The organism is Lactiplantibacillus nangangensis, from assembly GCF_005405065.1.
GTDB classification, from domain to species: Bacteria; Bacillota; Bacilli; order Lactobacillales; family Lactobacillaceae; genus Lactiplantibacillus; species Lactiplantibacillus nangangensis.
In genome coordinates this window covers 184,393-196,339 of sequence record NZ_BJDI01000002.1, presented here as the reverse complement: position 1 = coordinate 196,339, position 11,947 = coordinate 184,393, and the positions used below count along the sequence as shown (strand labels likewise).

The window sequence follows — 11,947 nt, the reverse complement described above, 5'->3', positions numbered from 1 at the left end:
AGTTTTGAAAACTAAGTGCTATTTTGTTTGGTTAGCTGCAACGTAATCGACAACTTCGCCGACAGTATTCAACTTTTCAGCATCTTCATCGGAGATTTCACTGCCAAACGTATCTTCAAGTTCTAAGACGAACTCGACAAAATCGATTGAATCAGCATCCAAATCTTTTTGCAGATTCATTTCATTGGTTACAGTACTTTGTTCAACTTCAAAACGGTCCGCAATAATGGCCGCAATTTTATTGAAGATTTCTTCTTTTGTCATGCAACTACTCCTCACTAACTTGAATTCACTAAAGTATTTTAATCGTTTTCGACGGACTTGTCTACACTCGCCTGTTGATTTGCTTGCTGGTTCGCATAGTAAGCCGCTACTCCGGGCACGATATCGGTCGCCACCATTTGGCGAATTTGGCGAATCGTATTAACGACCGTTGGCGCTTTGCTAGAGCCATGAGTCTTAACAACTGGGGCCTTCAAGCCGAGTAACACCGCACCACCATATTGTGAATAGTCCATTTGTGAGCGAATTTGATTAAAGCCATTTTTAAGCAGCAAGCCACCCAATTTACCACTAACACCAGTATTATAAACCGCGTCCTTGACCAAACCGAGCATTGAGCGAGCCGTCCCTTCGATACTCTTCAAAACGGCATTACCGGTGAAGCCGTCCGTGACGACCACATCTGCGACCCCATTTAACAAGTCCCGCGATTCGACATTCCCGATAAAGTTAATGTCAGCGGTTTGTTGTAGCAATTCAAAGGCGGCCTTGTGTACTTTATTTCCCTTATCGTCTTCAGTCCCATTGTTGAGTAAAGCAACCCGGGGTGACTTGGCTTGCATCATGCGTTCTGCATAATATGTCCCCAAAACCGCATATTGTTGCAAATTGACAGGCTTGCTGTCCGCATTTGCCCCAATATCCATCATCACAAAATTAGACTGGTTGGCATTACGAACCACGGGCAACGCCGTGACTAAGCCTGGCCGGTCGATACCTTTAATCCGACCAACGATGAAAAGGCCCGCAGCTAAAACGGCCCCAGAATTACCAGCAGAAAAGAAAGCATCAGCTTCGCCATCTTTGACCGCCGTTGCAGCCATCACGATTGAGGAGTTTTTCTTACGCCGAACGGCTCGCACGGGTTCGTCTTCCATCGTGATCACTTCATCGGCATTGATGACTTGAATTCGATCCCGATTTTTAAGATGTTGATTAATGACGTCCCGCTTCCCATACAGTAAGAATACCGTATCTTCAAATAAGTCACGGGCTTGTTCTACGCCTTCAATGACTGCTTCGGGAGCATAGTCGCCGCCCATTGCATCAATTGCAATTTTTACCATAATTTATCACCATTGCCTCTCATAGTCAGCTAGTCCAAAGTTCCGACCGCTGCAAGTTTTCCTTTTAAATAGTGGGCTAAAGCTTGATTTTCAGGCTGTTGATCCCATTTAGGCGTTGCCACGATGGCATGCGCATCCTGTTGCGCCACTTGGAGGACGTTCAAATCCGCAATCGGGTCGCCGACCTTAAACGATGGCATCCCGGATTGCTTCACACCGAGCACTTCACCCGAACCCCGTAATTCCAAATCTTTTTGCGCCAAAACAAAACCATTAGTCGTTTCCGTCATAATTTGCATGCGTTCAATGCCTTGCTGATTTTTAGGATCAGCCACCAAAATACAATAAGACGCTTTTTGACCCCGACCAACCCGGCCGCGCAATTGGTGTAACTGAGCTAAGCCAAAACGATCCGCATCATAAATCATCATGACCGTCGCGTTTTTGACGTCGACCCCCACTTCAATGACCGTGGTTGAAACTAACAGTTGAATTTTACCAGCTTTAAAGTCCGCCATCACGGCTTCTTTTTCTTCCGGCTTCATGCGACCATGCAACAAGCCAACCGTATAATCCGGCGCAAAATAGGTCTGCAAGTTCTCTGACAACGCTTCAGCATTTTTAACATCTAACGTTTCGGACTCTTCAATCAGGGGGGTCACGACATAGACTTGTGACCCAGCCACTAACTGTTTACGGACAAATACCAAGGCATTATCCGCTTGATTACTGCGAACCCAAGTTGTCTGAATCGGTTGGCGGCCAGCGGGTAACTCATCAATCTCAGATACATCCATCTCACCATAAGCCGTAATCGCCAATGTTCGTGGAATCGGGGTGGCGGTCATGGCTAACGCATCCGGCTGACCACCCTTTTGCCGGAAGGCCGCTCGCTGATTGACCCCAAAACGATGTTGCTCATCCGTGATGACTAAACCTAAGTTGGCATAATCCACGCCATCTTGAATCAGCGCGTGCGTTCCAATCAACAAATTGATCTCACCAGCCGCTAAAGCCGCCAGTAACGTTTTACGCGCAGCGGGCTTGGTCGATCCAGTCAGCAACGCCACGTTCACCGGCGTATCGGCAAAAACTCGCGCCAGATTATTGGCGTGTTGTTCAGCCAATATTTCGGTTGGCGCCATTAACGCCGTTTGATAGCCAGCCGTGATTGCCGCATACATCACGATTGCTGCCACGATCGTCTTACCAGAACCCACGTCCCCTTGAAGCAAGCGGTTCATGTGTTTAGGCGATTTCAGATCCAGACAGATTTCATTGACGACTCGCTTCTGCGCATGGGTCAATTCGAAAGGTAACGTTTTGATAAAAGCCTTTAAACGCTCATTGTCATAATGAATGGCAATCCCGTCCGTGTCATGATCAGAACGCTTTAACACTTGCATCTGCATCTGAAACATTAAAAATTCTTCATAAGTCGCCGAACGCCGTGCTGCCGCGGAAGCTTCCTGACTGATTGGAAAATGCATATCGTGAATCATCTGTTGTCGTGGCAACAAACGATACTTCGCAATCAACGGTTCAGGGACCACATCGACGATGCTATCCTGATACGCTTCGTAAGCCTGCTTAACAAGCTTTTGAATCGTGCCCTGCTTAATTGACTTACTAGCCGGATAAATGGACCCAAACGCCTCCTCAGCGTTATTAGGATTGATAATCTTCATCCCAGTGATGCTGCTACGTTTGGCATCCCATTTGCCATAAACCGCCAACGCTTGTCCCGTTTCGATCTGTTTCATCAAATAAGGTTGGTTAAAAAAGGTGACCATATAGACATCATGGTCAATAAGCAACCGAAAATTTAACCGGTTCTTCTTGCGTCCAAACCGCACTAAAACTGGTTCCGACGCAACGGTCCCTTTCAAAGTGACCTTTTCTTGATCCGCAATTTCGTTAATATCTTTGACTTGTAAATCATCGTAACGAAAGGGGTAATAAGTTAACAGATCGGCGACCGTATTAATACCGAGCTCGACCAACGCCTTTTGCCGCGCTGGACCAACACCAGCTAATTCGCCGACCGGATCCGTTAATGTTTTAGTCATCTCAAAAAGTCCCCTCTCAGTTGTATTTCAGTTAATTATACCAAACTCTCAAGACAAAAACGAAAAGTACCCCAAGGCTAAATCGCCGGTTACTGGAACTAATCGCAATTAGATTATGCAACGGACAATCGTTCGTTAAGTTTTCAGTAAACAGCTAAAAACGGGCCACAGACTTTGACGGTCCGGACCCGTTTAAAATACGTTTAAGTTATTCGACTGAGACCAAGAATGGATAAACTGGTTGGTCGCCCTCATGAATTTCGATTTCAAGTTCATCATCGAGTTTTTGAATCGCTGCAGATAATTTATCGGCATCCGCTTTAGTAGCGTCTGCGCCATAAATAATCGTGACTAGTTCACTGTCTTCGTCCAACATGTGTTTGACCATGTTGATCGTGGCAGTTTCCCGTTTAGGATCCGTCACGACGATGTCACCATCCACTAGACCCATGTAGTCGTCTTTGCGAATCGTCATCCCGTCGATCGTGGTATCACGTACTGCATGCGTGACTTGACCACTAACGACCGTATCCAATGTATCTTCCATTTCAGCTTGATTATCTGCTAACTCAGCTTCTGGATTGAACGCCAACATCGCGGTCATCCCTTGTGAAATCGTCTTACTGTGGATGATTTCAACTGGAATATCCGCAACATCCGCAGCTTGTTCCGCGGCTAAGAAGATATTTTTGTTGTTAGGTAAAACTAAGGCCTTTTCAGCACCACTATCATTGACTGCTTTGACGATATCCGCCGTACTTGGATTCATCGTTTGACCACCAGCAATAATATGCGTGACACCTAACCCTTTGAACAGCTTGCCGATACCTTCGCCAGAAGCGACAGAAATAATGGCATAGCCGTGCATATCAGGTTTTGGTTGACCCATGGTTTCAGCGGCTGGCGTCGCCTCAGCAGCGGCCTCGTCATGTTCCATGATCGTTTCTTGTTGCAAACGCATGTTGTCAACTTTAACTTTGACTAAAGCCCCAAAACGTTGACCCCAAGTCATGACATCGCCGGGATGTTCCGTATGCACGTGCACTTTGACGATTTCATCATCATTAATCACCAATAATGAATCGCCTAATTTGGCTAAATAGTTATAGAAAGTGTCGTAATCAAATTTTTGATCAACTAACTTACCATCACCGATTCTAACCATGATTTCAGTACAGTAGCCATACTTGATATCATTCGGGTCTAATTGACCTTGGACACTCTGATGATGCGTGGCATCGATCATTGAGTCCATTTCAGCGTCATCTGGCACATAGTCTTTAGATTCATCGATTTTACCGCTTAAAGAATCGCTGAATGCTTCCAAAACAAAGGTCAACCCTTGACCGCCAGAATCAACCACACCAACTTGCTTCAAAACAGGTAACAAGTCAGGCGTTGACTTCAAGGCAGCTTCGGCAGCGGTCACGACGGCGTCCATGACTTCACAAATGTCATCAGACGTCTTGACGGCTTCTTTACCAGCGCCAGCCGCTTTCCGAATGACCGTCAAAATGGTCCCTTCAGTTGGCTTCATCACCGCTTTATAGGCCGTCTGTGCCCCAGCAGCGAAAGCTGAAGCTAAGTCTTCGGCAGTTAAAACGTCTTTACCGGCGACTTTTTTAGAAAAGCCCCGGAAGATTTGTGACAAAATAACACCGGAATTACCGCGGGCACCCATTAATAGCCCTTTGGCTAAAGCTGAAGCTAAATCGCCAACTTGAGTACTCGTTTCATCACGTTCATACTTGGCCCCACTGGCCATGGATAAGCTCATATTAGTCCCGGTATCACCATCAGGTACCGGAAAGACATTCAAAGAATTAATGAATTCGGCGCGTTGGTTCAGCTTTTGTGAAGCGGCCTGTACCATCTTGCCAAACTCAAGATTAGTTATCTTGGTGATTTTCAATTTCAAAATTCCTCCTTGGCTCACACCAATATCGATTAGTCGTTCATTACCCGAACACCTTGGACAATGACGTTGACCGAATTGGCCGCAACGCCAAGCATATTTTGTAAGTTATATTTGACCTTGGCTTGGACGTTCCGTGAAACTTCTGAGATTTTAGTCCCATAACTGACAATAATGTTCACTTCAATTGAAACACCATTATCTTCTTGGCGCACAACGACACCACGTGCATAGTTTTCGCGGCGTAAAATTTCATTTAAGTTATCACGAATCTGATTCCGACTAGCCATGCCGACAACCCCGTAGTTATCTGTTGCCGCACCACCAACTACTGTCGCAATCACATCATTATCGATGTCGATTGTTCCAAATTGCGTTTTGATTTTGACAGCCATGAAAATAGCCTCCTTGTTTTAACGCGCTCATTTACGATAGTTTATCATAGCACAACAATTCATGAAAGAAAAATTACACGACCGCCTTTCAGGAAGCCCGAATTAGCGGAATTTAGCAGTAAAGTAAAATTACTTGATAGAAATGTATTGCAACCTTTATTAATCTATGATAAATTATTCTAGTGAATGATAAAGCATCGACCTTTTATCAATGATTACCGAAGGAGGCAGATCAACATGGCAAAAGACTTCGTTACAGGCAAACGGACGCACTTTGGTAACTCGCGTTCTCATGCTTTGAACCACAGCCGCCGCAGCTGGAAAGCTAACTTGCAAAAAGTTCGCATTTTAGTTGATGGTAAACCAAAGAAGGTTTGGGTTTCAGCTCGGACTTTGAAATCAGGTAAAGTAACGCGCGTTTAGCGCAGCAAACCGTCACCGCAATTTTTTTGCGAGTGGCGTTTTTTGTTGCCCTTTTTCACTTTTTTTCGGTCAGAAAATTATAAAGTTTAGAATTTTGGCCGCTGGTAAAAAGGTCATTGGCTCGTGAACCTTTACATAACATCAGTGATTATTTTTAGATTAAGCAGCACAAAATGCTTATTATCACCTATTTTTGAACTTAAAATGACACTCAAAAAAGTTAAAGTTTAGAAATCTGTCGCTGAGTTTCAAACCACTTTAACCTAGCAAATTACGAGGTTGAAAGTAATAAGGCACTCATAAATCCAGTAATACCAGTGTTTGTTGTGTTTAAAATGGCTTTATATTTCGTATCACTCTGGCCGACTTTGCTAACTAAACAACTATCTTATTAGTCAAAAAAGTTTACTAGCTGTAGTTATTATTGATAGTATCGGGCGTGTGGGTGGCGTTTGACCGGTGATTTTCCGGTCTTACACCACGGACCGGCCGGGAGATTTGCGAGTTGTGCAAGGCTTCCGGGCGAGGGACAAGACGTTTTTCAGGCTTGGCCCGGTCCCTCGGCCGCATGTTATCAATAATAACCGGAAGCGACAACCAGCAACTATCCTTCATTGTTTAACCGCTAACACAGCAAGACGAAGCAGCAATTTTCTATCCTTTAAATCGTTCACAAAAAAGTCGAGGCAACGGGTTGACCCCCTGTCTCGACTTTTTCGACTATTCTTATTATTGCTAGTCCGCATCGCAACTCTGAATCACAGCTAACACGCCGGCATCAAAGCTGAAATGCCCCTTTTCACCAACAAACTCATTGCTGGCCCAAGAAATTGGATAATCATTGAGCGCGGCCGTTAATGGATACTTTTCATCCGCTAAGGTTAAATGCATCGACATCAACGGGACGAAAGCTAAATAACGCTTATCAGCTTCTTTAGTAATCGTATACGCCCCTGGCAAGAAATACCGGACTGTATTTTGACGGTCAATCAAGCGAATCTTCGGTGCCCAGACCCGAAAGAACGGATCAAGCACTAGCCATAAATTGGCCAGCAAGTGGTCCAGGCGGCCACCCGTAGCGCCGTAAATATGCAATTCATCCGGCTGTAACCGCTCAAAAATCGACTTCACAGCCAGTTGCGTGTCGGTATGATCTTGATCAGGCTTCACAATGACTGTCCCCGCTAAAGATTGCTTAACAGTTTCTAGTTCGGTCTCACTGATTGAATCAAAATCCCCGACCACCATCACTGGTCGAATCCCTAACTTTACTAACCGTAAGGCACCACGATCGGCACCGACCCATGGCCCTGGAATTTTTTCCAAGTCCACTGGCCAATTCGCCGTCGGTCCCCCGACTAACAAATTTACGCTGGTCATTAGTTCGTCGCCACCTTTAAGTCTTGGATCCGCTGACTAGGATCATCACTCCCATAAACATAAGAGCCTGCAACGGCCACCGTTGCACCAGCATCATAGACCGTCTTGACGGTTTGATCATTAATACCACCATCAACTTCAATCTCAAATTGATAGCCATGTTGCTGTTTTAATTGAGCCAAAGCGCGAATTTTATCAACCATCGGTGTCAAAAAGTGTTGGCCACCAAAACCGGGATTAACTGTCATAATCAGGACCTGATCAACTAGCGGTAACACCTCTTCAATCATACTCAATGGTGTCCCAGGATTAACGACAACTTCCGCTTTCGCACCGGCTTGCTTGATCAACTGCAAGACGTGATAAATATGGCGGGTGCTTTCGACATGGACCCCAATCAAATCAGCACCAGCTTGCGCGAACTGCGTCACAAAGCGTTCAGGTTCAACAATCATCAAATGACAATCTAGTGTTAACGACGTAATCGGCCGAATCGCCGCGACGGTACTCATCCCAAATGACAAATTAGGGACAAATTGACCATCCATGACATCAATATGCAGGGCATCGGCCCCCGCTCGTTCAACCAATTCGACATCTGGTTGTAAATTAGCAAAATTAGCACTTAAAATCGAAGGCGCAACTTTAATCATTAGCTTCACTCACTTTTTCTTATTATAGATAACCTTTTTATTTTTAATCGTTTCATAAAATTGTAAATAATCATCATAACGGCTTTGACGCACGGTTCCCGCCGCCAAAGCAGCCTTCACCGCACATTTAGGTTCATTAATGTGCACACAACCACGATACTTACAATCCACACTCAACCGCACAAATTCTGGGAAAAAGTGGGTCAACTCATTGGCGGCGATATCAAAGACTTCATAAGACGAAAATCCAGGCGTATCTGCCACCAAGCCATCCGCAATCTCAATCAGGCTAACTTTACGCGTGGTATGTTTCCCACGATTCAAGGCTTGTGAGATTTCACCAGTTGCTAGATCCAAGCCTGGTTGTAAATGATTCAACAGTGTCGATTTACCGGCACCCGTTTGCCCCATCACGACGGCAACATGCCCAGCCAACGCGGCTTTAACGGCGGCTAAAGCGTGTGCATCAAAAGCGGCTCGTTCAATAATCACCTGATAACCAATTTGTTCATAATCATTTGCCAATTGTTGGCGGGCTGCAAATTCTTCATCTGAAAGTAAATCAGTTTTAGCCATATAGATTACAGGCTGAATCCCAGCCACCTCTAACGCAACCAATTGTCGATCGAGTAAGTTCGTCGAAAATTCTTGCGTCGTGGTTGCCGTGACCACAATGGCTAAATCAACATTAGCGACGGGGGGTCGCACAAGTTCAGTCTTTCGTGGCAGTACTTTTAAAATGTACCCCTCTTGTTGAGTCGGCGCATCGAATTCTACTTGATCACCCACTAGCGGCGTAATGCCGCGTTTACGGAAATTTCCACGGGCTCGGGTCCGATATAACTGCCCATCGGCGTATACATCATAGAAACCACTTAACGATTGTCGGATTTGTCCAGTTTTCAAACTTGCACCACCTTATTTTTATTTTGGTACGGTCCACTTTAAGCTTGTTGGCTCTATTGTACCAAAAAAGTCATGCCTAGGCATGACTTTGATTTTTTTAATTTGAAGCATCTTTATTCGTTACTTTAGTCTTTTGGGCAATCGTCACACCGTTACGCACGATGCGATATTGGCCAGTCTGCGAACCAGTCAATTGAAACGGCATCGTCACTTCAGTATCTTGGGTGATGGCCATTTCACGATAAAGGGTCCCAATCAGGTGCTCATCATCTTGGTAATACACTTTAACATCATTTGCAGTCGCAGTGGCCGTTGTTAACGCTTTGTATGGCACCTTAACTTTAACATTAAAGCTTTCCGCTAAATTGGCACTTGCGGGTTGACTCCCCTTAGACATCAGCACAGTGACTGTTGACCCGGCTCGGACACTAGCACCCCCTTCAGGCGTTTGATCATACGAATAACCCGCTTTTTGGTCATCCGAATAACCTTGCTTAAAGTTGATATTAATGCGGTTAGCCGTCGCATAGTTCAAAATATCGCCACGGCTCTCACCAGTCAGATCCTTCAAGCCCACATAGCGACTGCCAGCACTAACGGTAAATGTAACCGTCGTGTTCGTTGGCAAAACTGAGCTACCGGCAACCACATCTTGACTAATGATCTGGCCAGCAGCGACCGCTGACGTGCTGAATCGTTGCTTGACCTTAAAGCCTTCTGCCTTGAGTGTCGCCCGTACATCACCATAACTCTCATTCACGTAATTGCCAAAGCTCGTTTGCTTAGCGCCATTACTGATCGTCAAGTTGATTCGTGACCGCTCCTGGACTTTTTGCTGACTTCCTGGGGTACTCTTAATAATTTGGTTTTTAGCGACCGCATTACTCTTCGCATGCTTAATCGTTCCGACCGATAAATGGCGCTTTGCTAGGACCTTAGTCGCGGTCGTCTGCGTCATGCCAGTCAATTTAGGCACTTTCGTCATTTGTGGTCGACTCAATTCCAACCCAATCACGATTGCCACAATCAACAAGACCGCAATCGACCCAAAAATAATCAGGCGTCGCCGCACTGGATGGCGTTTTGACCATGACCGTTTTGGTAATGGTGCTTCATCCGTCGCCGTGTCAGTCGACTCAGTTGTCTTTTCGGGGTGCGCCTTAGCTTGGCTCTTCGCGGCATCCGCCCGCCGATTCGCCGCAATGGCTGCGGCAATATCCGCGCTGGGCATGATCTTCGTTTCATCATTGCCTAAATCGTCCGGCTCGAAACGTTTTTCACCAACCCGCGTGTCGGATAGCGTCGTTAACAGGTCATTTGCCATGTCCGCAACCGTGGCATAGCGGTCACGAGGATCTTTGGCGGTTGATTGAAGCACGACGTTTTCCAACGCTTGCGGAATCTTAGCGTCATAATCACGGACTGACGGAATTTCATTTTGGAAGTGTTTTAAAGCGATTGAAACCGCCGTTTCACCTTTAAATGGCACCGAGCCAGTCAACATTTCGTATAAAATGATCCCTAATGAATAAATATCGGATTGTTTGGTTGCCATACTGCCGCGGGCTTGTTCCGGCGACAAATAATGGACCGAACCCAAAATTGTGTTGGTCTGCGTCATCGTATGTTCCGACAACGCGACTGCAATCCCAAAGTCCGTAATTTTAGCATTGCCCTGTTCATCGATTAAAATATTTTGCGGTTTGAGATCCCGATGAATAATGTTATGCGCATGCGCGGTTGCGACCGCACTTAATATTTGTTCCATGATGTCGATCACTTGTTGGAGCGGCAACGGGAAATGTTCCTTGATATAATTCTTCAAGTCCATTCCTTTAACGTACTCCATGACCAAGTACTGCATCCCATTTTCTTCGCCGACATCGTATAAACTCACAATGTGCGGATGAACCAACTCCGTCGTCGCCAAAGCCTCACGCTGGAACCGTTTGATGGTCTTAGGATCATCCCGTAAATCCAAGCGTAACAGTTTGACCGCCACATCGCGATCCAATATTAAGTCATGCGCCAAGTAAACATTCGCCATCCCACCTTCACCTAAGGACCGGATAATTCGATACCGCCCGCTAAGTGTGTAGTTAGGTGTCATTTACTGGCCACCTCACCATCAACGACCACGATCAGCGCCGTAATATTATCGGCGCCGCCAGCCGCATTCGCTAGTTTAATCAACGTTTCACATTTATCAGTCGCCGTTTGGTCACTGTCCTGTAAGACATTGGTCAATTGCTCATCAGTCACCATATTGGTCAGTCCATCTGAACATAATAACAGCTGATCGCCCGTTTGCATTTGATACAAGTTCGTGTCAATGTCCGCATCTGGTGAAATGCCCAAAGTCCGCGTAATGATATTCTTTTGTGGATGTTGCCGCGCTTGTTCGGCTGAAATTTCGCCACGTTTGACAAGCTCATTCACCAAGGAATGATCTTCGGTCAATTGTTGCAACGTCTCATGCCGGAAAAGATAGCCGCGGCTGTCGCCAATATTGGCCATCAAAAATTCATCATCAAAGATCAGGGCCGCCACCATGGTCGTCCCCATGCCATTTAAATCTGAAAATTCGCGTGCTTTTTCAATAATATGCTGATTTTCATCTTGGACTTCAGCCGCGAGCCATTTGACGGCCGCGGTCGGTTGGTCAAATGTCGTATTTTCAAACCGATAGCCCATGTGAGAAACGGCCATTTCAGAAGCCACGTCCCCACCTTGATGACCACCAATACCATCCGCGACGATGGCAAACTGAACCCCTGCTTTATTTTTGAATACGCCGACATAATCTTCATTTTCTTCGCGTTGTTGGCCAATATCAGACCGATATGCAAAATTCACG

11 protein-coding genes are annotated in these 11,947 nt (G+C 45.8%); 1 reads left to right on the top strand and 10 read right to left on the bottom strand.

Going from position 1 to position 11,947, the window contains the following annotated elements:
• Positions 1-18: 18 nt before the first annotated feature.
• The 5 genes from acpP to FFM70_RS02560 form a co-directional block, all read right to left on the bottom strand.
• A complete protein-coding gene (gene acpP / locus FFM70_RS02580; RefSeq protein ID WP_137615282.1) occupies positions 19-264 on the bottom strand; it encodes an acyl carrier protein in 246 nt (81 codons plus the stop codon).
• 38 nt (positions 265-302) lie between these two features.
• Entirely contained in the window at positions 303-1,349 is a 1,047-nt protein-coding gene (gene plsX / locus FFM70_RS02575; protein WP_137615281.1) for a phosphate acyltransferase PlsX, read from the bottom strand.
• Between the two features lie 29 nt (positions 1,350-1,378).
• On the bottom strand, positions 1,379-3,418 hold the full coding sequence (gene recG / locus FFM70_RS02570) for an ATP-dependent DNA helicase RecG (protein WP_137615280.1): 2,040 nt from the start codon (positions 3,416-3,418) through the stop codon (positions 1,379-1,381).
• A gap of 208 nt (positions 3,419-3,626) precedes the next feature.
• On the bottom strand, positions 3,627-5,330 hold the full coding sequence (locus FFM70_RS02565) for a DAK2 domain-containing protein (RefSeq protein WP_137615279.1): 1,704 nt from the start codon (positions 5,328-5,330) through the stop codon (positions 3,627-3,629).
• Positions 5,331-5,365: 35 nt separating this feature from the next.
• Positions 5,366-5,728 (bottom strand): Asp23/Gls24 family envelope stress response protein, encoded by a 363-nt coding sequence (locus FFM70_RS02560; protein ID WP_137615278.1) that lies wholly within the window; start codon positions 5,726-5,728, stop codon positions 5,366-5,368.
• Positions 5,729-5,965: 237 nt separating this feature from the next.
• On the opposite strand from FFM70_RS02560, the gene rpmB reads away from it, so the two are divergent.
• Positions 5,966-6,151 carry a 50S ribosomal protein L28 gene (rpmB, locus tag FFM70_RS02555; RefSeq protein WP_137607503.1) on the top strand — a complete coding sequence of 62 codons (186 nt, stop codon included), beginning with the start codon at positions 5,966-5,968 and terminating at the stop codon, positions 6,149-6,151.
• Between the two features lie 735 nt (positions 6,152-6,886).
• Here rpmB and FFM70_RS02550 read toward each other — a convergent pair.
• From FFM70_RS02550 to FFM70_RS02530, 5 genes are all read right to left on the bottom strand, one after another.
• Positions 6,887-7,531: a thiamine diphosphokinase gene (locus tag FFM70_RS02550; protein ID WP_137615277.1), complete on the bottom strand. Its 645-nt coding sequence runs from the start codon at positions 7,529-7,531 to the stop codon at positions 6,887-6,889.
• Complete coding sequence (gene rpe / locus FFM70_RS02545; protein WP_137615276.1) at positions 7,531-8,184, bottom strand: ribulose-phosphate 3-epimerase; 654 nt, start codon at positions 8,182-8,184, stop codon at positions 7,531-7,533. The genes FFM70_RS02550 and rpe overlap by 1 nt, the downstream gene beginning before the upstream one ends.
• Before the next feature lie 9 nt (positions 8,185-8,193).
• Positions 8,194-9,090, bottom strand: coding sequence for a ribosome small subunit-dependent GTPase A (rsgA, locus tag FFM70_RS02540; RefSeq protein ID WP_137615275.1), 897 nt, complete (start codon positions 9,088-9,090; stop codon positions 8,194-8,196).
• 97 nt (positions 9,091-9,187) lie between these two features.
• Positions 9,188-11,200 carry a Stk1 family PASTA domain-containing Ser/Thr kinase gene (gene pknB, locus FFM70_RS02535; RefSeq protein WP_137615274.1) on the bottom strand — a complete coding sequence of 671 codons (2,013 nt, stop codon included), beginning with the start codon at positions 11,198-11,200 and terminating at the stop codon, positions 9,188-9,190.
• Entirely contained in the window at positions 11,197-11,946 is a 750-nt protein-coding gene (locus FFM70_RS02530) for a Stp1/IreP family PP2C-type Ser/Thr phosphatase (RefSeq protein WP_137615273.1), read from the bottom strand. The genes pknB and FFM70_RS02530 overlap by 4 nt, the downstream gene beginning before the upstream one ends.
• Between the last annotated feature and the right edge of the window lies 1 nt (position 11,947).